This window comes from Brevibacillus schisleri (genome assembly GCF_055685845.1).
Genome location: NZ_JBVNDM010000001.1, coordinates 6,304,226 through 6,325,602 on the forward strand (window position 1 = coordinate 6,304,226; position 21,377 = coordinate 6,325,602).

The following is a 21,377-nucleotide window of genomic DNA, read 5'->3' on the forward strand; positions in this document are numbered from 1 at the left end:
ATCTAGAAAAAGAAGAAGGGGATGACAACATGTCACACAGAAAAACACAACCCAAAACGTGGTGGCTGACCATGCTGATGATCGTCGCTCTACTCGCGATGCAGATGCCAGCATTGGCCAAGGACACCAACGTGCAGATGCTCGACAAGGGGAAATGGGCACCTGCGACTTATCAAGCCGTCCACGAATTGATTGAGAAAAACGGCATCAAGAGTGCCTCCTACAATGCCAAAAAGAAACCGTATGCCGTTTTTGACTGGGACAATACGAGCATCATGCATGACACAGAGGAAGCGCTGCTTGTCTATCAGATCAACCATTTGGCTTACAAGCTCACACCAGAAGAATTCGGGAAGGTTATCCGCACGAATGTACCAGAAGGACCGTTTTCCGATTCGTATAAAAATGTCGACGGCAAGCCTGTCACACTTGATGCCATCGCGACTGATCTCGTAGCAGACTACACGTACTTATATCAAAATTATCAAGGTCTTAAAGGAACGAAGTCGCTGGAGGAAGTGACAGCAACAGAGCAATTCGCAGATTTCAAAGCCAAGCTGTTTTTCTTGTACGAAGCGATCAACGATACACACAGCACCTCGATTGGCTATCCGTGGATCCTCTACCTATTCACGAACATGACAGTGGAAGAAGTTCAACAGTTGGCGGAAGCATCCAATGATCTGGGCCTGGGCATGGCGATTGAAAAAGTAACCTGGACGAGCCCGAAATCGTTGGCAGGCAAAGCAGGCGTGGTGAAAGCCTCTCATACAACAGGCCTGCGCCTCACTTCCGAAGTAGCAAACCTGATGAACACGCTGCGTGCCAATGGCATCGACGTATATGTCGTGAGTGCCTCCTTGGAGGATGTCGTTCGTGTCTTCGCCACTCTCCCGAAATATGGCTACAATCTCCCAGCGGAGAACATCATCGGTATGCGTCTGAAAACAGAAAACGGACGGATCACGAATGTGTACCAGCCTGACTACCCGATCACGGTAGCCCACGGCAAAACGGAAGTGATCCAGAATGTATTGGTGAAAAAGTATGGTCATGGCCCTATATTAATCGCGGGCGATAGCAACGGTGATTTCGAGATGATGACTGAACTCGACAGCGTAAAACTCGTGCTCGTCGTGAACCGCGTCAAGGGCGGCAAAATTGGGCAGCAAATTGCCAAAGGTGCCGAACAGATGGGCAAAGCAAACCCGACGGTAGTCCTGCAAGGACGTGACGAGAACACAGGCATGTGGATTCCGAGCGAAGCCACGATCCGACTTGGGCAGAAAGAGCCGCAGTTGGTCGCGAAATAACGTAGAAAAAACCGCCCTTGTACCCGGGCGGTTTTCTTCTTTATTGATTGGTAACTGGAATTCTCCACTCTAGCGGATATTTTTTCTGAACAGCATCTAGTCGTAGGGTAAGCTTCTCCGGGAGCTTGGTTATTTCCCCTCCTTCCCAATGACCGCTGTCCTCCAGCCGAATTTTGTACGTTGCTCGCTCGCGTCCTGACTGATCAACGGGTCCCTTGGATTGATGACCCATTTTAGCCCGGTAGGTTGTCCCCTGCCCATCTTGAAGTACCCACCAAGGCAAATAAATTCTCGTAATATCTTTGGAAAGTACATCGATCTCCATTTCCATTTCCCGTTTTCCCGAATCTTCATCTTTTACTAATTTGATACTTTTTAACGCAAAGATATCTTCTCCCACTTGTTGGATCACTGGCTTCTTGTTCAATTCCTCCGGATGGAAGGTGACACTCATATCATACGGGATTGCCTTATGGAGGCTATTTATGACCAGTGTCGCTGCTTTGCCTTTTGGCAACGGATCGTCGTCATTGATCCAACAAAAATGCCCATAGCGATCAATGGAATACGAATTATATATGATTCTTTCCTTTCCCTTGCTGCCATCTGCTCCCTCGAAGTAATATCCCAGCCTATATTGCTGATACGGAAGAAATGGAGCATAATCGGGGTTCGTCGTCTTTCCGGATAGCTGTTTTGCTTCTTGTTCCAATTGTTTTTTGGCCGCGTCTGTCCATTGTGTCTCCAGCTCAATTCGGGTTGCCGTTGGCGTGTTGACGATCTGGTGCAGGGTCATCTTCAATCCATGCTTCGTCACTTGCGTTTGATTGACAGGCAGCACAGTCGTTGCGGCCGTTGTTTTTGCCATCGTGATCGGAACTTGCAGCTTCCAGTTTCCTTTTCTATCACCGATTTCATCAAAATGTATCGACAACGTTTTCGGAAGGGGCTCTTGTGCTTTTTCCCCGAGGATAAACCGGACGAATCCCACATTTTCTTCAAAGGTAGTTCCCCACTTGTCAGTCATGACCTCCCCTTTGGCATCCACCAATTCAACGCTATTGGATTCTGCGTTTGTCGCTGACAGATATGTAGGGAGCAACGGCTTGTCATCCGACTGTTTTATCATTAAAGCTACTACTACCTGCGCCGGATCAGCAATGATTTCCTTTACCTCCAAGGTAATCCCCTGATCGGTAACAGAAAGATTCGATGTTTCGGAGAAGCCTTGTCTCGCCGCCTGTTGCACTCCTTCATCGAACCCTTCTTGAGCAAAAATCGATTTGACATAGGCCGCAAACGTTTGGGACACTTGCATGGTTCCGAGCAGCCCGAGTACGACAGCGGAAGCGATGCCGATGGATGTCCATTTTTTGCTACGGTAAAATGGCCGCCTTCTCACCTGCACCGCGTTATTCTGGCATGGCATTTGAAAACTCGGTATCTCGACAGTTCCCGCTACTTTCCTAAGCGTCTCTTGGATTTGCCTCTCCTCGTTAGTCATGAGTCATTGCCCCTTCCCGCAAAAAATCAGATGAAATGCAACCCTTGTCCAATTGTTGTGCGATCAGCTTCCTGGCCTTGTGCATCCGTGATTTGACCGTCCCCTCAAAGGAACCCGTAATTTTGGCGATCTCCGACACGCTGAAGCCCTCGTAATAGTAAAGAATAATGACCGCGCGATGCTCCGCCTTCATGCTGCGAATCGCCTGCCATATTTGCCGCTGCTCCTCTCGCTGGATCACGTTGTCCAACGGCGTCATCGCTTCTTCCGGGATCATCTCTTCGTATTCCACCACAGGCTTCTGCTTGCGTACCAGATTCAAAGCCCGAAACGTAATGATCCGGTACAGCCAATTGCGAAAGGCCATTCCCCGTTTTTGATCGAGTCGATCTATGTGCTGATACGCTTCGATGAGCCCTTCCTGAACGGCGTCCTGCGCCAGATGCTTGTCATGAATGATCAAGTACGCTGTCCGATATGCCATCGCCAGATAGGGCTTGACCAATTGTTCAAAGGCCTCAGGCTCGTTCTCTTGGCATTTGGCAATCAACTCCCACTCATCCACAGCGTTCCCTCCCCTCTTTTTTCTCTACTGTATATTCACGAGAACGCGGAGTTTGGTTCACGTTACTTAGGCGAAAAAATATGAAACATGGAAAAACCCGTCCTCTGAACAAAAAATATGCTCCTCTATGCCATTACAACAAAAATAGGGAGCACAAGGCTCCCGGTTTCCTTTGTAATTATCCGTGATCTCCTTTTTCTATCTACTTCGTAATGATCTTGCGGTTGAGAGAACCTATGGCGAGCTAATTGGGAGAGAAGGCAATGAGTTGTTCAACTTCGTTTCTAAGTTCAGAAATATTCTGCCCTTGATAACTTTCCTGGAGGAAATAAAGATCACCATGCTGATCTATTGTCTCTGGAGAAACTTGTGAAACCAAAGTGTTCTCGCTATTAATTTTAATCTTTCCTTGAACGGACCCTACTATGTTATAGACGTCATCGTCATCTTCTGTTAAGAAAACAAAATATGTATTTCCTTCTTTCATAGGAATACTTCCTGCAAGCCCTACCGTTATTATTCCAGGATCACCAAGATCATCATTCAATTCAAATCCTGGCTTTCCTGAGAAATATTTGGTCACCTCTTTTTCATCGAATTCCCCTCCAGTTTCCAGTACAGATACTGTATCATCTATCTCTACTTCACCTTTATAGACTTTCGTTAATCTTAATTCAGAGACTGTATATACATCTAGTCTTTCATAATTAGGGTTATTTTTTTGAGAAATAACTTCAGCTTCGGCAATGATATCTGCATTTTCAGCGAGACCCTTCACGTCAGTGAATGTCTCAGTAAACATTGCTTCACCAGAAACTATTCTATAATCTGTATCACTGGAATAAAGAAAACTCTGTTTTTTTATGTCATTTATATAGTAAACAGCAAGTCCTGCAATTGTTATAAAACCAATAGTAGCTAGTGCTATTTTTTTCGTAGATTTAAAATGTTTAATGTTAATCGTTAGTGCTCCCCTTTCAACCATAATGATAAATCAGTAGTAGAGCTACATGGCTAACTAGAAACAACTTCGATATTATTTTTCCAACTCGTATTCCCATGACCCATTGTCATACTTGATTTTGAAGGATAAGGCTTCCCCATCTTCTCTAATGAACGCGAAATAGCCTTCTTTTAATGTCTCATCCAACAGAATAGTCGGAATGGAATCGCCAGGTTTAGCGTACTCTTGCATAATTTCGTCCTGAACGCTAATAAACGGACCAGCTACATCCTCTTCATATTTTTCTCTCATTGTTTCTATGAGGTTCGTACTTTTTGTAAATTCATTGAACACCCATTTCTTGCCGTTCGCATCAGTTATAGTAGCCATATTTTCCAATTTTTGATCTTTCACTTCGATTCCCATAGCATGAATTGCCTTCATGTGATTACCTTTTATATACGATTCTATGTCTTCACTCGCGTATAAACTACTACCTACGAAGACAACGCCGACTAAAAAAAGACCAGAAAGAATTACATTTCTTTTTTTCATACAGTTACCTCCCACGTGTTTTTATTCAGGCCAATCGGCTTCGAAAACTCGTTCAGAGATTGCTGTTGTACTATCTTCTATTTTCAATTACTACTTTCCATTGATTATTTTCTTTAACAACTGGAAGAGTTATATTTTCCGAAACATGTTCGTTCGAATAATGAAACGTAACACTCATTTTTTCATCTTCAATCTTTTCTACCGATACGGAATCCATATCTATATCCATCTTTTGAGTACCAAATCTTTCGTACACTTTCTGTTTGTCTTTATCATTATCAAAACGCTCATCAATTGTGTATTGAACCATAGTTGGAGTGTCACCGTTCTCAAGAGCTTCCAAATAGATTTGAACCATTTCTTTTCCTTCATTTTCCTCATTAACCGAAGCGTAAGTGTTGGAAGTCCAAATACCGCCAGTAAGCACAATAGCCCCAAGTAGTAGAATTGCAGCTTTAGCAGACTTTTTCATGCTCTTACCTCCCAATCAATTAAACTGTTTATCTGTATGTGATTACATATTTTACCAGTGTAATAAATAATACTAAAGAACCACTGACACCGAAAACCGTTTACACCGCTTATCATTGTAAATCCGCGTTTGGCTGGATGGGCCCTGCTCATGATAGAAAAAAATAAGATATGAACCGAACCTTTTTCCAGTAAAGAGGCAATATAGTGTGTAAGCTGCTTATTCTGAAAACAAATAGAACAATCCGATTCACAATATTTACAACAAAAAAGGAGCGAAGTAATTATGAAAAAACGATTAATTGGTGGAATGGTTGCTACTGCGATTTTGATTCCAGCTGCAGCATTTGCGGCTTCTGCCGCGATTGACACGCCTCCAAGAACACCCATGACTGCTGAACAAGTCAAGGTGGATGAGGTTGGCAAATCAACGCTTGAGAAGCTGTATCTCGCATATCCTGAAACAAAATCGTTTGAGATTATCGATGCAAGCAACGTTCAAGGTGATGTATCCAAAGGGAAAAATGTAATCAACGTGAAGCAAACAAGCATCGTACTACAGGAAAAAGGAGGAACCGGCAAAAAGATTACCCTCCATACAAACGGTAGTACGGATGAGATTGAACACGTGATTCAAGAGAATTGGGAGCCGAAGGAGGAGTCACTCATTACGTTAACCGATCAGCAAATCAAGGCGAAGGTAAATGATCTTATTGATAAAATGTATGGCAACGTCGAAACGTACCAGGTTGCTATCGAGCAAATGGAGAATCCAAATCAAAAAACATGGATGTTGAATTACACCAATGAGATGTTCGATCAACCGGTCTTCCAGGTTTTTGTTCAGGACAATACTATTAGTCTTACTAAGATCGTAGGTATTCCTACAGCTGATACACCTTCTGATACACCTTCAAACATTAAAGTAGAGGGCCTATTCTCTATAAATGGTAAGCCTGATTATAGAGCTGATAACTTTTTAAACGATGAAAAACTGTTTGCTTTACTAAAAATCAGCCCGACAGAATTAAAACAAGAATTAGCAAAAGGTAAAACTGTTGTGGAAATTGCAGCATCTAAAAATGTCTCAAAACAACAAGTGACCGATGTGATCGCAGAAACACAGGCTAGAGGACAACTTCAAAATGATGGAATAGCGATCACCGAGAATTCACTGAAAGAAATGATGAAAGCTATTGAACCAAAAGTATTGCCAGTCATTGAACACAAAACGGAAACGGAATGGTAAAAAAACAGAGTTAACTGGGTTACACAAGTAAAAGAAGAGGCGGGAGAACCGTCTCTTTTTTATGGGCTAATTTTTAAGAATTCAGGCCCCAATAAGCCAGATAGTCTAGCTTATTGGACTCGAAGGGTAACATACTTTACTGGACTTTCTTTTGAATCAAACGTAAATCTTAGTAGGTTTCCATTGTTTTCATATTCCAATATAAACGTATGATCACCTGAGTCATCCATAAACTCTCTAGAGGGTTCTCCTAAGGTTTTTTTGATTTCCTCAGGTTTTCCAGTCATTCCAACAGTCTTTGGTTCGGCATTCATTAGGAGCTTGTTGGCAAGGCGATGTCCAGCATACGCTCTATTTGCCGAAGTCCGAAAAAACAGGTAAGAAAAAGATGGCATACTTCGTCGTGTCAATCGACGACTATTCTCGCTACATCGTACATGGGCAGTTTTACCTTGAAGAGCGTGTCCCAAGATTAGAAGACTGCTTAAAGAAAGCGATCCTCAAATGATTTATGTCGACAATGGAGCAATCTATTCCTCCATCCATTTTGCACGCATTTGTGCTCGCCTTGGTACTTTTGTTGACCAGAGTTTTGTTCCAGAAGCCTAAGACCTTATCGAACAGGGAAAAATTCAGACCTTGTAGGATTTGAACCGGTTTTTTTACTGCATGGTTGGAAGTCGCTTACAATCAAAAAGTGCATAACAGTTTCAAACAGCGTCCGGCAGATCGTTACCATAACGCAACGGATGAACGTCCGTTTTCACTTGAGTGGATTAGAAGTTCAGGAAACAAGAGACTATATTGAGCACCAGTTGGCCCTGGTAGGCAGCGAGCATCCCGTGTTCACCACAGAAGCAATGGACAAGATCCATGCCCATATAGCTTGTTTGCTCGATGCCGTCTTGCGACATTGGTGGATGCTATGCACGTGTCTCAGATTTTAACGGAGTTTAAAGACTAAGGTATGGTTGAAGTACCGTACAATTCCACCAAAGAACGTTAGGTGGCAAATAAGACACCCTATTTCTTGCTTAAAATAAAAGGGGAACATAAAAACATTTCTTTCTTAAATCATTCTAAAAACCTTTCAGTCTGATTACCTTGATCGCCTTATTATTCTGCTTTTGCCATTACACTGGTAGTATAAACTGATTTGTTATAGCCAACATGATCACGAATTAATGAGCACTTTCCTTAAATACTTTTATTCAAGATTTATAAATCAAAAGGGCGCTCTTTCAACTTTGTACCACTCTGTTTTGCCCAATAAGGATATTAATTTGTCTCCATCTTCTTGTTTGTAGGAATCAAGATTAAAATGAGGAGTTATGTTGAATGGTTTGATGTAGTACCCCCCCTCTTTGGTTGCGGCGTACATTATATATTTGGCCTCTGCCGCACCTTCCTTCGTTCCATATTCAAACTGCAATATAGACAGGGAAGCAATGGTTCCTTCAAAGTCGCTTATTACCCCTTCATGTATCCAATTCAGGATTTTGTTTAAGTCTGGATCTTCGAAGTACTCAGCAATTAGTTCTGGTTGAGCTTTTATCGAGTCTTCACGATAGAGTTGTACCCATATTTCTTTTAGTTGTTCTTTTGGAAAAATAGATTTCAAATTTGTTTCGCTCACCGGGGTACCAGTACGTTCGGAGCACCCCATGATCAACACAAAAAAAGAGATCACCCCAAAAAATAAGGTTATATATCGAGCATGAATCATATCTTACCCTCCTCTATGTGCGGAAGCAACCTTCACTCTTTAATGAAGGTTGCTTCCCAATCTTGTTATGTCCAATCTGTTCCCCAATATCCCTTAAATATTTGATAGAACAAATAGTTACCTCCACCGATTGTTGGGAGCAGATTAATGTCCAAAGCATGAGGTGTATATTTGTACAACGCCCAAGTTCCCCAGTTCTTTGTCCAGATGTAGTTTTTGTAGGTTACACCGTTTGAAGTAACAGTTTTGTTATAATTGATACCACTAAACAGGGCGGGTTGAGTAACAGGTGCTTGCGCCCAAAGGTCTTTGAACAGTTTTGTACCTTTGTCGATTTGAACATCAAAGCCGCTTGTGCCGTTGATATCACCACTGTCTGTTGCACCATATCCCATAGCGTAATAGAAGCGACGGGATGAGTGGCTCACGGTACCGGGTGCGGCACTAACCAAACTAGACTCTTTTTGCAAAGCGGCAATGATTACTTTTGGATTCATAAAATGGGTTGTAGCTGCTGTGGCAATTGCTTTCGAAGGGACAATTGTTCTACCTGTGTTATAAACATTACCACTCGAATCCTTTTTCCAGATTTGTACGGCAGATTTCAAAATAGAGTTTTTAGTCTCAAAAAATTGTTGAATTTCACTTTCACTCATTGAGTAAGCGTAAGTAAAATAATCGGTGGAGGAATTCGGTCTAGAAACGGCAATATCATTCATTAAAACACCGTTTACGTAATAATTTTCATAACTAGTCGTGCTAAGTGGGCTTAAGGACCCATCCAACTCTTTCGTTTGTTGAATTTTTTCTTGATCCAATTTCTTTCTTTCTTTCTTTCTTTCTTCTGGTGTAATATCGGGAAATTTATATTGTTTAAATGAGAGACCGCGTCTGTAAACTTCTTTGTCATCCTCGTACTCAACAACTTCAACAAAATCGTCGTTAGCAATGTATATCTGTTTCTTGCCTTTGTTGTCCTTGGAAGATTTCATTTTGCCATTCTTATACTCATAGGTTACTTCAAGTCCATCAGCATGGAACTCGTTTTCAATTTTCCCGTTTTCATCATACAACATAATGTTTACATTTTCCTCTACGGCGTAATTTTCCAAATCCTCGATACTGGTGACCTCTTTTTTTGCCAATACGGTGTTAAATGTAGACAATGATGTGATAGATACGCCCAGAACCAAGGTAGCTAACAAATAGTTTTTAATTTTTTTAGTAAAAATCAAAAAACCCATCTCACTTTTCTATTTTTTGGTAGAAACGACAGTATAATAGAATTATTTTCCAAATATATAAAGATAAATCCAGTAAAACGATTCATTTATCCTTACTTTTTCCATTAAACAGTAGGTAAACAATACCATATGCTTATAACCTACCCCCTCTTAATATTTTTCTTATATACCATTTTTCTATTTCTGCACGGTTTTATTAACCTTTTACCTAAGCTAAATCCATTCTGAGCATCGTTAAATCATTGTAGATCAGTGTTTCTCTGTGTATTCACTCATTCATCGATTCATCATTTTTTGATTGAATGACCAGAATGTACTGATCCAATTGCTGACTTAATTCCACGACTTCATCATCCAAGAAATCATTCTTCTCTAAATACAATTGCACCAATTGTTCTCGCAATTGTTCCACAATTTTTTTCAAATGCTCAATATCGTGATAGGTTACTCCTTCTCGATCTAGAGGTAGCATGATACATTTACTTATAGGAGCTGTAACTGCTCCTCCTGCGGGCGTTCCTTTAACCTGGCGAAGGGGTGGAACGCCCTTTTTAAATGCAATTGCTGCTATAAGACTCACCCTCCTTCCTTTACCACCGGATTATACGCTTGGTTTTAGTGGCACCTGTGGCTTCTCTTTTTAGAGATGTTCTTAGATTTCTATTATTCATGGAATATCTTCATCTCCCGCCTCCTTCATTTTGAGATTTATTACATAATTAACCATAAATTGATATGCAGGTTTTTACCAACTGCAAAAAATAGAATAAAAAAACATCCTGGCAGAGGATGTTTCATCAATCTACGGCATATTTACAATGACCTAACAGGATGCTAGCCACCTAACTCGTTTTGGTTACCTATTTGCCTATTCAAATTCCCTAACCATCCAAACAATGCTATTTATGTAAGAGCCTCATCATGTCGATTCATCAAATCCGCTAGAGAAAGGTAATATATACTTTCTTCAATCCCTCTCTCGATCCGCCCCTTACCAAACTCATAAATGGCTGTCTGATACCGAAACTGGAGGTGTCGATCTAATCCTATTGCTTCTGTAAATTGATCGAAACTAGCAATTTGCGAAGAAAAGCGATCCAATATCTCATCTACACAAAAATGGTAGGTATTTGCTGATTTCATAATAGAAATCATACCAGCAAGTAATTCATTGGTGGGCAGACTTTCAAGATAGTCTACATACTCTTCTAAGACGTCTGTATTCCCAGATAATACCTCCAATGTATAGGAGTTCGCCTTTGCCCATACCTTGAATCTCTCTACCTCTTTACGTCCGTCTTCATCAAGTAATTCAAACCATCCTAAATCAGCGTAAACTCGCACATATTGCTTCGCCTCTTCATACAGTCCTTGCATTTCCAGTGCTGCACCTTTATATAAATGTCCCATTCCGTAATAATAGACAAGAGGGCGCTCCGGTTTCAGGGGTTCCCCTTTTTTGTTTCTTTTCAACCTGTCCAATTCATGCATGTGAACAGTTTCTGCAAGAAGCCGTAACTCGTCACCGTACTCTCCTGATTTGTTCCACTTTTGCAAAGCAAAACAGACCCGTGCTAATTGGAATAAAGCATCGAGTTGGTAGTTCTCTGGAAGCCTATTTCGATACGGAGAAAACCGAATCACATTCTCCCAATTTTCTTCTGCATTTGTCCCAAGTACAGAACGAAATAACCGATACTGACTCATTACAAAGTGGTCAGAATAGCTATCTTTCTCATTCTCAATGACATATTCATAAAAGGGCACTGACTCTTTCAGTTGCCCTTTCTCATATAGCTGTTCTGCAAGGGCAAACAGAATCAAGATGTTTTTCGGATTCTCTAACAATATGGAAACAACAGTCTCTATGCAATCCTTTCTCCCAACCTCCACGCATCGAACCAAATACGGTATTAATCGTGGGCGCGAAATTCTCTGCTCTGACAAACATTCTTCCGGGTATAATTCATATAACCAACCCTGCTCGCATCCAAATACCTTGGTGAACGCATCTAATTGCCCTATGGTCATAGCCCGCGGCGGATTTCCATTAAGAATCTCACTCAAGCTACCAGGGTTAATTCCCGTTAATTCACTTAGCTTGCTTAATGTATAACCGTGCTTTCTCCGGCATTTTTCAATTTCTGACCGCAGCGACCGATGCATTGTCCCTTGCAGCCCCCCATAAAGAATCATCCCTTGGACCCGTCCTCCAGTTTACTATTTTTTTAATATATACCATTTGGCCTTCCTATCAATTCGTAATCCAGTTCGAAACTACGATTTAAATATGTCAACAGTTGGCAATTACCTAGATAGATAATAGTTTAATGGAGGGTTTTGGAGGCCTTGAGGTGTGCGAAGGACTTACTTTTCTGTTTTTAGTCTATTTTGTGCAATGACAATATATTTATCCAATTGTTGGCTTACAGCCAAAACTTTATCATGTGAGAGACCGTACTTTCCCGCCAACTCCATCATTTCCCGTCGTAGCTGTTCGATTCTATTATCCAACTCTAAGTGGCAACCGATTTCCTTTACCATACCCCGGATTGTACACTTACTTTTAGGGGCTGATGCTGCGCCTCTTTTGGGGGAGTTTCCAGGGTGAAATGAAACATCCCTATCTAAAATATTTGCGATAGCAGTAATATCCAACGCCCCCTCTCTTTTACAATTTATTACATATAATTACTATACAGGGATGTGCAGAAATTAACCGACTAAGAAAAATTGAATAGAAAAAAACATCCCTCCGATGGGATGTTTTTCGGTCTACATTCTATTTAATTACCTATTCCTTCAGTGTCAATTCTTTAACCTTCTGATCCATGCTCATACATAATTACACTGATATGATTGGGCTTCTCCGTGAATGGAGAACCAGTAAATAAAACTAGAAACATAAGCAGTGTTAGAAAGAAACTTTTCATAGATGTAACCTCCTTGATTTTGTATAAATCTGCCGAAAAACAGCATATAACAAGGTTACAGGTATTACTATCTAATTCTTTTTAGAAAGAAGGTTCTCCTTTTTTCTGCCCGTTACAATCTTTTGATATCGCTCCACTTGTGTTGGAGAAGCATGTTGCCGGTACTCTTCAAATAACGCTACGCATTTAAGAGCATCTTCAAAGCGATTTATCAAACTGGCTAAAGAAAGACAGCATATCGTTTCTTCAATCCCTTTCTGTGGTCGCCCTTTACCGAATTCATAGATGGCTGTCTGATATCGAAATCGGAGATGCCTGTCCAAACGAATTGCGTCGGTAAATTGATCAAAATTGGCGATGTGCATTGAAAAGCGCTCTAATATCTCATCCACACAAAAATTATAAATATTAGCTGACTTTATAATAGAAATTAAACCAGGAAGTATTTCATTTGAGGGAAGACTTTCAAGATAGTCGGTATACTCCTCAATGATGGTGGAATTGCCAGCCAATACCTCTAATGTGTATAAATTAGCCTTAGCCCAAACCCGGAATCGCTCTACCTCTTGGTATCCCGCTTCATCCAGTAGTTCAAACCATCCTAAATCAGCATAAACTTGTACATACGGCTTGGCTTGCTCATACATTCCTTGCATTTCCAATGTTCCGCCTTTGTATAAATGACCCATAGCGTAGTAATACACAAGAGGCCTTTCTGTCTCAGGCAGTTCACTCTTTTTGTTTCTTTTCACCCTATCCAACTCATGTATATAAATCGTTTCTGCAAGAAACCGCAACTCATCAGCATACTGCTCTGATTTCTTCCATTTCTGTAAAGCGAAACAAACCCGCGCTAATTGAAATAAAGCATCCAACTGATAGTTCTCAGGAAGCCTATTCCGATAGGGAGCAAACCGAATAACTGCCTCCCCATTTTCTTCAGAATTGGTCCCGAGTGCAGCCCGAAACAATCGATACTGACTCATTACGAATTGGTCAGAATGTCCATCCTTCTCGCTATCAACGACAGCCTGATAAAAAGGTACGGACTCTTTTTGTTTCCCACTTTCATATAGCTGTTCCGCCACTAAAAAGAGAGTCGAAATATTTTTAGGGTTGTCCAACAATTTAGGAACAACCTCTTCTATGCAATCTTTCCGCCCAACCTCCGCGCATCGAACTAAATAAGGTATCAACCGAGGGCGCGATATTCGCCCCTCTGTTATGCATTCTTCCGTATACAATTCGTACAACCAACCTGGCTCGCGACCAAACACCGCCGCTAGCGCATCCAATTGACCAATGGTCATAGCCCGCGGTGGATTTCCGTTCAAGATTTCGCTTAAACTCCCATGGTTGATGCCTGTTAATTCACCTAATTTACTCAAGGTATAGCCGCACTCTCTACGGTGTCTTTCAATTTCTGACCGCAGCGACCAGTGCATTGTCCCTTGCAGCCCCCCATAAAGAATCAACCCCTACTTTTTTCCTTAATTTTACAATAAAATATATTTTTTTGAAAGATTTTTCTTTACAATGCTTAACATTTCTGTAATCTAGTTCGTCACTCTTCGCACAATTCCTCCAGTGTTTTACAGGTGTTTGCACTTCGTGACAATTACACTCGATTGAATCAGTTGAATCAGTTTTCATGCGAATACAGCCTCGAAACTCTACTTTTGAAGCGCTCCCGCTATTTATTTCGGAGCGAACAGTACCCGCCCCAGCAGGGCGTAGGCCGAAGCGTAGACTGGAAATCCGCTTCTTCCCTCCACTACAGCTACTCTATCCACATTGTAAAAAAAGCTCCGCCAAGATATCTGGCGAAGCTTTCATTTTCATACTGTGCTTATGGCATAGCTACTTTCATAACCGCACGAACGGAATCTGCGGATTTATCCAAGGCTGCTTTCTCAGCAGCAGTCAGATCCAGCTCGATGACTTGCTCGATACCGTTTCCACCCAAGAGAGTTGGTACGCCCAGGTAGATATCGTTGTAGCCATACTCGCCTTGGAGTAAAGCGATGGATGGCAGGATGCGCTTCTGGTCTTTCAAGATCGCTTCTGCCATTTCTACCAGAGCTGCCGCAGGTGCATAGTAAGCGGAACCGTTGCCCAAGAGAGCTACGATTTCGCCGCCGCCTTTGCGTGTACGCTCGACGATAGCGTCCAGACGATCTTGTGGGATCAATTTTTCCAGTGGGATGCCGCCAGCGTAGGAGTAACGCAAGAGTGGCACCATGTCGTCCCCGTGGCCGCCCAATACGAAGCCTGTTACGTCATTTACGGATACATTCAGTTCCATCGCTACGAACGTACGGAAGCGAGCTGTATCCAGTACGCCGGATTGACCGATTACGCGGTGTTTCGGGAAGCCGGACGTTTTGTAGAATGTATAGGTCATCGCATCTACCGGGTTGGACAGGATGAGTACGATGGAGTTTGGTGCATATGTTTTCACTTGCTCAGCAACAGAGCGCATGATGGATGCATTGGTTGCTACCAAGTCGTCGCGAGACATACCTGGCTTGCGAGCAATCCCTGCTGTGATGATTACGATATCGGAGCCTTCGATGTCTTTGTAGTCAGAAGTACCTGTAATGCTAGCATCGAAGCCGAGAACGGGAGAAGCCTCCATCATGTCAAGTGCTTTCCCCTTCGTTGGGTTTTCCAATTGTGGGATATCCACCAATACGATGTCAGCCAGCTCTTTTTGCGCCATGATGAACGCAGTTGTCGCTCCCGTAAAACCACTACCGATTACGGCTACTTTTTTTCTGCGGAATGTCATGTAGAATCCTCCTCGTCGTCATTGGTTCTATTACAAGACTAGTTTTACACCACTTGCTTTTTGCTCCAGCATTTTGGAGAGAATAGTCCCGATGTGGGCACCCGCCTCAACCGGAGATGTACCTTGACGATGAATATTCGAGATCACTGTACGCTCTGATTCTACCATACCTTTGCGTGGACGGTAGCACATGTACGCACTCATGGAATGTGCCGTAACCAGTCCTGGTCGTTCTCCGATCAAGAGCACCAATACTTCTGGCTCCAAAATCTCGCCGACGTGATCCATGCTGGCTACGCGTCCGCCCTTGATAAAAAACGGAGTGCCGCAGGTCAGTCCGTAGCTTTTTAGAGAGTCCATCAGAGATGGAAGCACGTCTTTCAGGTTCGCATCCACCGCAGCGGCACTCAAGCCGTCTGAAACGACGATTTGTACCTGTGGCTTCTTTTGACCGCGCTCTTGCAGCAAGCGTACGCCTTCTTCGGTGAGGATACGTCCCATGTCTGGGCGCTTTAGATAGTTTTCCGTGTTGTCATACTGTGTTTCTACTGTGAACAGAGAGAACTGGTCGAGCACCGCTTGACTGACTTCACCGTATACAGCATCTACAGCCGCAGCATGGTCACGACGCAATTCGAGCATGGTTTTGGTCAAAGGTCTCACACCTGTACGCCAAACCCCGATGCGCGCTGGCGTGCTGGACAGCAGTTCATCCAAGCCTTCCTTGTACTTCGGATTCGGTACATGTGTGGTTCTCTCTGGTTCTGTTGATGGAGCAGGCTGCTCGTTCACTACAGGAGCCGTTGTCGGTGCGGCTGTCGCATTCGCTACTGGCTCTGCCTTTGTCTCCGATCTCAGTTGAATCAAGCCTGTCTCTGCTTTTGGTGACGGAGCTTGTTCTGTGGCCTCACCCAGCTTCTTTTGCAGCTCGGCTACTACTTTATCTACTAAGAAATCTAATTGTTGTTCCATCCGTCTTTCACCTCCTGATCTTACATGAAGATTGTCGGATCGCCTGCTTTTGCAGTCAGCCTACCGTTTTCCATGATGCCCATTTTCTCCAGCCATTTTTCAAAATCAGGAGCAGGTCGCAGTCCCATCACTTCACGGAATGCTGCAATATCATGGAAGCTCGTCGATTGATAGTTGAGCATGACATCGTCTGCCATCGCTACGCCGATCACGAAGTTAACGCCTGCCGACGAGAGCAAAATGCCGAGATTATCCATGTCGTTTTGATCGACCTTCATGTGGTTCGTATAGCATACGTCACAGCCCATCGGCAAACCGTGCATTTTGCCCATGTAATGGTCTTCCAGTCCAGCGCGGATTACTTGGCGGCTGTCGTACAAATACTCAGGTCCAATGAAGCCAACTACTGTGTTTACGATAAATGGATTGTACTTGCGAGCAAGTCCGTAGCAGCGCGCTTCCATCGTTACCTGGTCCATGCCGTGATGCGCCTCGGCAGACAGCTCAGAGCCTTGACCTGTCTCGAAATACCAGAAGTTCGGCCCGTAGGAGGTGCCTTCTTTGCGCATCAGTTCATCTGCTTCATCCAGCAGTGCTACATCAATACCAAATGCCTTGTTTCCTTTTTCACTGCCTGCCAAGCTTTGGAAGATCAAGTCTGCTGGTGCCCCATTACGGATGGCACGCATTTGTGTGGATACGTGAGCCAATACGCAGTTTTGCGTCGGGATATCAAACTTGGTCATCACGTCTTTGGTCATGTTCAAAATATCCTTGACGCTGTCGGCTGTATCGATAACCGGGTTGATCCCGATGACCGCATCGCCGATTCCGTAGCTCAATCCTTCGTACAGAGACGCTTTGATGCCTTGTACGTTATCGGATGGATGGTTCGGCTGTACACGAGAAGCCAGTACGCCCTTATGACCGATTGCTGTGTTGGCATGCGTCACAACTTTAATCTTGGACGCAGCCGTGATCAAGTCCAGGTTGCTCATGAGCTTGGCAGTCGCTGCGATCATCTCGCTGGACAAGCCACGGCTGATTCGCTTGAGTTCATTATCGCCTGCTTGATGGCTCAAGATGTACTCGCGCAGCTCAGCTACGCTCCAGTTTTTGATTTCGTTGTAAATCTTTTCGTTGATGCCTTCTTCGATCACACGCGATACTTCGTCTTCTTCTGCCGGAACCATCGGATTGTTGCGGATATCCGCCAATGTCAGGTCAGCCAAAACTTGCTTGGCAGCTACACGTTCCCGGGAGTCAGCAGCGGCGATACCAGCCAGCTGGTCGCCTGATTTATCTTCATTAGCCTTCGCGAAAACTTCTTTCAAATCGCGAAATTGATAGGTCTGTCCAAGCACAGTCGTTTTCGTGTTCATCAACGTCCACCCCTTCTTACGTTACGGCCTTTCATCAAACGCGAGTGTTTTGACGACGACGGGAATGATCGTTCCCGAGATCGGCTCACCGAGATCGATGTAATCGCCGTATTCCACACGCACCTGATCGATGCAAATGATTTCCGGTGCCCCTTTGCAACGCAGCGCCAAGGCCTGCCCGAGTGCTTTCGCCATATCTGTTTCACAGATCACGACCATGGTTTGACTCTCGGGAAAAGTTGCCCGGTATTGCTCCGACAGCTCTTGGGACAGCGTCTGTAGCAGAGCGTACGAGCAGTACCCGATGCCGGAGATCGCGAGTGCGAAAGGAATCCCTGTCGTTTTTTCAAACAGGCGCTCACCCAGTTGGTAGATCGAAGCCACTTCCTGTCGCAGTTGTGTGGCATCTGCCAATTGTTCCTCGGTAAGCTCTAGCTTGAGAATCGGAATATTTTTGATCGGCAACAGCTCTGGCTTGATATGCACGGTTGAACCACTAATCTCCGTGCTCTGCATCCCCGCGCCAATTACCGTTGCCCGTACCGTTTGATCCGGGTCTAGCCACTGTACCGGATACGTTCCTTTTTCGCGCTCCTGCTGGAGGACATATCCGAGCAGTGGGCCAAAATCGCCGTATCGGCTCGCATCCGAAATATTTGTGACGGGAGGTCCACTCATCAGCAGACCTACACCGCCTGAGACTGTCAATTCAGCAACAGGGATGGAATCGCGCAAATGCGGTCCTACTACGAGCAAGCCTGATACTTGGCGCTCTTTCCCCGTCAAATAATCGAGCATACTGCGTCCCAGCTGTTCGGCAACCTCTGTGAGCTGCGCGAATCCGATTTCCTGTCCGACTTGAATACGCAGTCCTTTTGCCGTCAGCCATTGTTGAATGTTCGGCGACACGTATTGAACGACACCCTGCGGACTAAGACGGATCAGCCTTCCTCCGACGTGGAATGTTACCGTCGCAATCGCTCGGCCACGTTGGAAGTAGGCTGCATTCGCTGTTCCTCCGCCAATATCGACGTTGACGACCACACCTTTTATGGCTTGCGAGCGTTTTTCTGCACCAGCACCCTTGCCCGCCAGCACGCCTTCGAGGTCAGCACCTGCTGTCGCTACCACGAAATCCCCGGAGCGTTCCGCCAGCAGATGAACGATATGCTGTGCGTTCTTTTTGCTGGCTGTTTCTCCGGTAATGATGACCGCCCCGGACTTGATTTGAGACAAGCTGATTTGTGCCTTGTCGTACTCGGCTGCAAGAATCGCTCCGATTCCGTCAGCGTCGATTTCATCAAATCCGATGAGCGGTGTGGAATGTACTTCACTCGCATACAGCAATTGTCGCTCCACGATCTGATAACGCGGCAGCGAAAACGTGCTGGACATGCGACCCAATCGCAATCGGCTTACGATCATTTTGGTCGTGCTCGTTCCCACATCGATCCCGACGCTTTGGATCCATTGTTCGTCCATATGAACCTCCTTGAACCATTGGCGTGTCAGACGGGCCCTACGAAAAAACGCTTGAACAGCCGGTTCCTTGCTCCCGGTCTGATTCAAGCGCCTTTGCTCTCTTCGTATCTACTTGTCAATGCTTTTTATGATAACGTCAGTACTAGTCTTGGGTAAAAATGGCCTGCTCGCCCGACAAAATTTCCTCTGCCAGCTTCACAAGCGGCATGCGCCGTTGCATGCTTACTTGCTGCATCCATTTGTAAGCCGCATCCTCTTCCAAGGATAGGGCACTCATCAGCTTTCCTTTTGCCTTTTCCACTGCCTTGCGATCCTCGATCTTTTGCTTCAGATCATTGATATCCTTCTTCAGGGAAACGACTTTTTCCTTTTGGCTGAGTGCGATTTCTACTGCGGGAATCAAGTCATCCTCCGACACCGGCTTCACCAAGTAAGCCGTCACACCCGCTTTTCTGGCATCCTGGACGAGTTCCTTTTGGCTGTAAGCCGTCAAAAGAAGAATGGAACTGTCTGAAAAGGAACGAATGATACTGCTTGCCTTGATTCCATTCAAGACAGGCATTTTCACATCCATGATGATCAGATCGGGCTTGTGACGATGGGCCTGTTCGACTGCCTCTTCTCCGTTTTTCGCCTCGGCAACCACTAAATACCCTTCATTTTCGAGCATCTCGCGCAAATCCATGCGAATAATCGGCTCGTCATCAACCACCATAATCTTCGGCTGTGTCATCTTCATCCTCCTTTTGGATCGGATAGAGTATGGTAACCTCTGTTCCGTTCCCAGTGTTGCGGAAATGCATCGTGCCTTCGAGGTCTTCCCTGACCAGTGTATCGACAATTTTCAAGCCGAGATGGCCCTTTTTGTGGATTTGCTCCATGTCCTCGATGCCTACCCCGTCATCTGTCACAGACAGACTCACGAAGTCCTCCTTGGCAACCAGTGCAATAGAGATTTTCCCTTCTTGCTGCTCATGAAAACCATGAATCATGCAATTTTGAATCAGCTCGGTGACGATCAAAGCAAACGATGTTGCTTTGTTGGACGGCAGATACACCGATTCGCCCGTCACCACGACGTGTATAGCTTGCTCAGAACGTCTCATCGAAGAGACGATTATTTTCGATATTTTGGTTAAAATCTCTTTGAAGTCAATCTGCTCCAGACCATCCTGTGCCAAGTATTCGTGAATAATGGCGATGCTGTTGATGCGATTGATGCTTTCCCGGTATACCTTTTCAATCTCGTTGGACTGCGAACGCCGCATTTGCAAGCGCAACAGGCTAGAGATGGTTTGCAAATTGTTTTTGACCCGGTGGTGAATTTCTTTGATCACCGCGGATTTGATCATCAATTGCTTTTCTTTTTCCCGAATGTCCGATATGTCTCGCAGGAGAATGAATCCCCCAATAATGTCTTGTTTGCGGACGGACGAAACCGCTTTCATCATAATAAAATGTTTGCCTTTTGACAGCTCCTCCTGAATATAACCCCCGTTGCGTACAAAATTCTCCGGGGTAACTCTCCAGGAAAAAATACGTTCGATGCTCTCTCCCTTTTCCGGCCGTTCAAAGCCAATCAAGGAGAGCAGCTTGTGGGCACGGCCATTAGCGTACGTGATAACCCCACTCTGATCAAACAAAATCATGCCCTCGTGCAACAGCGACGAAATGGGCAGATCAGGCACAGCGAACTGGATGAGCGTCTCGCTTAAATGCTCTGTTGTTTCCTTGAGCATTTCGACGTTCTTTTCCTGTTCCACCTGTTTGGATATATCTTGTTCAGTTATCAAGGTCCCGATTGTTTTTCCAGCCGCATTCGTGATGGGTACGACACTTTGTCGCATCACGACCTGCTCCTGTGAAACCCCACGCGAACCGATGACGGGCTTGCCTGTAGTCAGACAATACATAACGGCCGGCTCATTAATCGCCGTCGCCAGATGCCCTACGACCGATCCACTGTACATAGAGCGTGCCGTACTCGGTGCAGCTTGTGCGACTACCATCGCAGCGCTCCGATCTACCGTTGGACAATCGATAAACATGTCCGCTTGAGACAGATCAGCAAAAATCTGAAGCTTGGAAGCCAGATCCTCCACAATCCGAATGTCGTCATCACTCAACGTCGTGGACGCTTTGCACACTTCTCGTATTGATTGCATGTGAACCTCTTTTCACCTGCTAGGAGTTGATATGACTTCATTTTCTCACAGACACGCTACGGCGGAAAGGGGTGTAATACTG

Annotated in this window: 19 protein-coding genes; 2 read left to right on the forward strand and 17 right to left on the reverse strand. The window is 44.4% G+C overall.

Annotated features, from left to right (window positions below; genetic code table 11):
* The first annotated feature begins 29 nt into the window (after positions 1-29).
* Positions 30-1,313, forward strand: coding sequence for a haloacid dehalogenase-like hydrolase (locus ACUUHJ_RS29855; protein ID WP_472300828.1), 1,284 nt, complete (start codon positions 30-32; stop codon positions 1,311-1,313).
* A gap of 40 nt (positions 1,314-1,353) precedes the next feature.
* On the opposite strand, the gene ACUUHJ_RS29860 is transcribed toward ACUUHJ_RS29855, so the two are convergent.
* The 5 genes from ACUUHJ_RS29860 to ACUUHJ_RS29880 all read right to left on the reverse strand — a co-directional run bounded on the left by ACUUHJ_RS29860 (position 1,354) and on the right by ACUUHJ_RS29880 (position 5,352).
* Positions 1,354-2,817 carry a DUF4179 domain-containing protein gene (locus ACUUHJ_RS29860; protein ID WP_472300829.1) on the reverse strand — a complete coding sequence of 488 codons (1,464 nt, stop codon included), beginning with the start codon at positions 2,815-2,817 and terminating at the stop codon, positions 1,354-1,356.
* Positions 2,810-3,382, reverse strand: a complete 573-nt coding sequence (locus ACUUHJ_RS29865; protein ID WP_289675044.1) for an RNA polymerase sigma factor — start codon at positions 3,380-3,382, stop codon at positions 2,810-2,812. The genes ACUUHJ_RS29860 and ACUUHJ_RS29865 overlap by 8 nt, the downstream gene beginning before the upstream one ends.
* Positions 3,383-3,626: 244 nt before the next feature.
* Complete coding sequence (locus ACUUHJ_RS29870; protein ID WP_472300831.1) at positions 3,627-4,367, reverse strand: hypothetical protein; 741 nt, start codon at positions 4,365-4,367, stop codon at positions 3,627-3,629.
* Positions 4,368-4,418: 51 nt separating this feature from the next.
* Entirely contained in the window at positions 4,419-4,880 is a 462-nt protein-coding gene (locus ACUUHJ_RS29875; protein ID WP_289675047.1) for a hypothetical protein, read from the reverse strand.
* A 70-nt stretch (positions 4,881-4,950) separates the two neighbouring features.
* Positions 4,951-5,352, reverse strand: a complete 402-nt coding sequence (locus tag ACUUHJ_RS29880) for an Rv0361 family membrane protein (protein ID WP_472300833.1) — start codon at positions 5,350-5,352, stop codon at positions 4,951-4,953.
* A 285-nt stretch (positions 5,353-5,637) separates the two neighbouring features.
* Between ACUUHJ_RS29880 and ACUUHJ_RS29885 the strand changes: the two genes are divergently transcribed.
* Positions 5,638-6,600 (forward strand): hypothetical protein, encoded by a 963-nt coding sequence (locus ACUUHJ_RS29885; protein ID WP_472300834.1) that lies wholly within the window; start codon positions 5,638-5,640, stop codon positions 6,598-6,600.
* A 1,225-nt stretch (positions 6,601-7,825) separates the two neighbouring features.
* Here the strand turns inward: ACUUHJ_RS29885 and ACUUHJ_RS29890 are convergent.
* The 12 genes from ACUUHJ_RS29890 to ACUUHJ_RS29945 form a co-directional block, all read right to left on the reverse strand.
* Complete coding sequence (locus ACUUHJ_RS29890; RefSeq protein ID WP_472300835.1) at positions 7,826-8,326, reverse strand: hypothetical protein; 501 nt, start codon at positions 8,324-8,326, stop codon at positions 7,826-7,828.
* Between the two features lie 65 nt (positions 8,327-8,391).
* Positions 8,392-9,561, reverse strand: a complete 1,170-nt coding sequence (locus ACUUHJ_RS29895; RefSeq protein ID WP_472300836.1) for a CCDC174 family protein — start codon at positions 9,559-9,561, stop codon at positions 8,392-8,394.
* 277 nt (positions 9,562-9,838) lie between these two features.
* Complete coding sequence (locus ACUUHJ_RS29900) at positions 9,839-10,150, reverse strand: aspartyl-phosphate phosphatase Spo0E family protein (RefSeq protein WP_289675055.1); 312 nt, start codon at positions 10,148-10,150, stop codon at positions 9,839-9,841.
* Between the two features lie 323 nt (positions 10,151-10,473).
* Complete coding sequence (locus ACUUHJ_RS29905) at positions 10,474-11,766, reverse strand: helix-turn-helix domain-containing protein (RefSeq protein WP_472300837.1); 1,293 nt, start codon at positions 11,764-11,766, stop codon at positions 10,474-10,476.
* Between the two features lie 171 nt (positions 11,767-11,937).
* A complete protein-coding gene (locus tag ACUUHJ_RS29910; protein WP_007720084.1) occupies positions 11,938-12,228 on the reverse strand; it encodes an aspartyl-phosphate phosphatase Spo0E family protein in 291 nt (96 codons plus the stop codon).
* 346 nt (positions 12,229-12,574) lie between these two features.
* The gene (locus ACUUHJ_RS29915; RefSeq protein ID WP_472300838.1) at positions 12,575-13,948 is read right to left on the reverse strand and encodes a helix-turn-helix domain-containing protein; all 1,374 of its coding nucleotides are present in this window, start codon (positions 13,946-13,948) and stop codon (positions 12,575-12,577) included.
* 404 nt (positions 13,949-14,352) lie between these two features.
* The gene (gene mdh, locus ACUUHJ_RS29920; protein WP_172139361.1) at positions 14,353-15,294 is read right to left on the reverse strand and encodes a malate dehydrogenase; all 942 of its coding nucleotides are present in this window, start codon (positions 15,292-15,294) and stop codon (positions 14,353-14,355) included.
* Positions 15,295-15,324: 30 nt separating this feature from the next.
* Positions 15,325-16,266 (reverse strand): ethanolamine ammonia-lyase subunit EutC, encoded by a 942-nt coding sequence (gene eutC, locus ACUUHJ_RS29925; RefSeq protein WP_289675060.1) that lies wholly within the window; start codon positions 16,264-16,266, stop codon positions 15,325-15,327.
* Between the two features lie 20 nt (positions 16,267-16,286).
* Positions 16,287-17,648: an ethanolamine ammonia-lyase subunit EutB gene (locus tag ACUUHJ_RS29930; RefSeq protein WP_087351204.1), complete on the reverse strand. Its 1,362-nt coding sequence runs from the start codon at positions 17,646-17,648 to the stop codon at positions 16,287-16,289.
* 21 nt (positions 17,649-17,669) lie between these two features.
* Positions 17,670-19,130 (reverse strand): ethanolamine ammonia-lyase reactivating factor EutA, encoded by a 1,461-nt coding sequence (locus ACUUHJ_RS29935; protein WP_289675061.1) that lies wholly within the window; start codon positions 19,128-19,130, stop codon positions 17,670-17,672.
* 142 nt (positions 19,131-19,272) lie between these two features.
* Complete coding sequence (locus tag ACUUHJ_RS29940; RefSeq protein WP_015893783.1) at positions 19,273-19,869, reverse strand: ANTAR domain-containing response regulator; 597 nt, start codon at positions 19,867-19,869, stop codon at positions 19,273-19,275.
* On the reverse strand, positions 19,835-21,295 hold the full coding sequence (locus ACUUHJ_RS29945) for a sensor histidine kinase (protein WP_016739633.1): 1,461 nt from the start codon (positions 21,293-21,295) through the stop codon (positions 19,835-19,837). The genes ACUUHJ_RS29940 and ACUUHJ_RS29945 overlap by 35 nt, the downstream gene beginning before the upstream one ends.
* Positions 21,296-21,377: the final 82 nt, after the last annotated feature.

What these genes read in the sequence shown, in the direction of transcription:
- ACUUHJ_RS29855 (WP_472300828.1), top strand. Translation starts at nt 30, where the DNA reads ATGTCACACAGAAAAACACAACCCAAAACGTGGTGGCTGACCATGCTG.
- ACUUHJ_RS29860 (WP_472300829.1), bottom strand. Translation starts at nt 2,817, where the DNA reads ATGACTAACGAGGAGAGGCAAATCCAAGAGACGCTTAGGAAAGTAGCG.
- ACUUHJ_RS29870 (WP_472300831.1), bottom strand. Translation starts at nt 4,367, where the DNA reads ATGGTTGAAAGGGGAGCACTAACGATTAACATTAAACATTTTAAATCT.
- ACUUHJ_RS29875 (WP_289675047.1), bottom strand. Translation starts at nt 4,880, where the DNA reads ATGAAAAAAAGAAATGTAATTCTTTCTGGTCTTTTTTTAGTCGGCGTT.
- ACUUHJ_RS29880 (WP_472300833.1), bottom strand. Translation starts at nt 5,352, where the DNA reads ATGAAAAAGTCTGCTAAAGCTGCAATTCTACTACTTGGGGCTATTGTG.
- ACUUHJ_RS29885 (WP_472300834.1), top strand. Translation starts at nt 5,638, where the DNA reads ATGAAAAAACGATTAATTGGTGGAATGGTTGCTACTGCGATTTTGATT.
- ACUUHJ_RS29890 (WP_472300835.1), bottom strand. Translation starts at nt 8,326, where the DNA reads ATGATTCATGCTCGATATATAACCTTATTTTTTGGGGTGATCTCTTTT.
- ACUUHJ_RS29905 (WP_472300837.1), bottom strand. Translation starts at nt 11,766, where the DNA reads ATGATTCTTTATGGGGGGCTGCAAGGGACAATGCATCGGTCGCTGCGG.
- ACUUHJ_RS29915 (WP_472300838.1), bottom strand. Translation starts at nt 13,948, where the DNA reads ATGCACTGGTCGCTGCGGTCAGAAATTGAAAGACACCGTAGAGAGTGC.
- mdh (WP_172139361.1), bottom strand. Translation starts at nt 15,294, where the DNA reads ATGACATTCCGCAGAAAAAAAGTAGCCGTAATCGGTAGTGGTTTTACG.
- eutC (WP_289675060.1), bottom strand. Translation starts at nt 16,266, where the DNA reads ATGGAACAACAATTAGATTTCTTAGTAGATAAAGTAGTAGCCGAGCTG.
- ACUUHJ_RS29930 (WP_087351204.1), bottom strand. Translation starts at nt 17,648, where the DNA reads ATGAACACGAAAACGACTGTGCTTGGACAGACCTATCAATTTCGCGAT.
- ACUUHJ_RS29935 (WP_289675061.1), bottom strand. Translation starts at nt 19,130, where the DNA reads ATGGACGAACAATGGATCCAAAGCGTCGGGATCGATGTGGGAACGAGC.
- ACUUHJ_RS29940 (WP_015893783.1), bottom strand. Translation starts at nt 19,869, where the DNA reads ATGAAGATGACACAGCCGAAGATTATGGTGGTTGATGACGAGCCGATT.
- ACUUHJ_RS29945 (WP_016739633.1), bottom strand. Translation starts at nt 21,295, where the DNA reads ATGCAATCAATACGAGAAGTGTGCAAAGCGTCCACGACGTTGAGTGAT.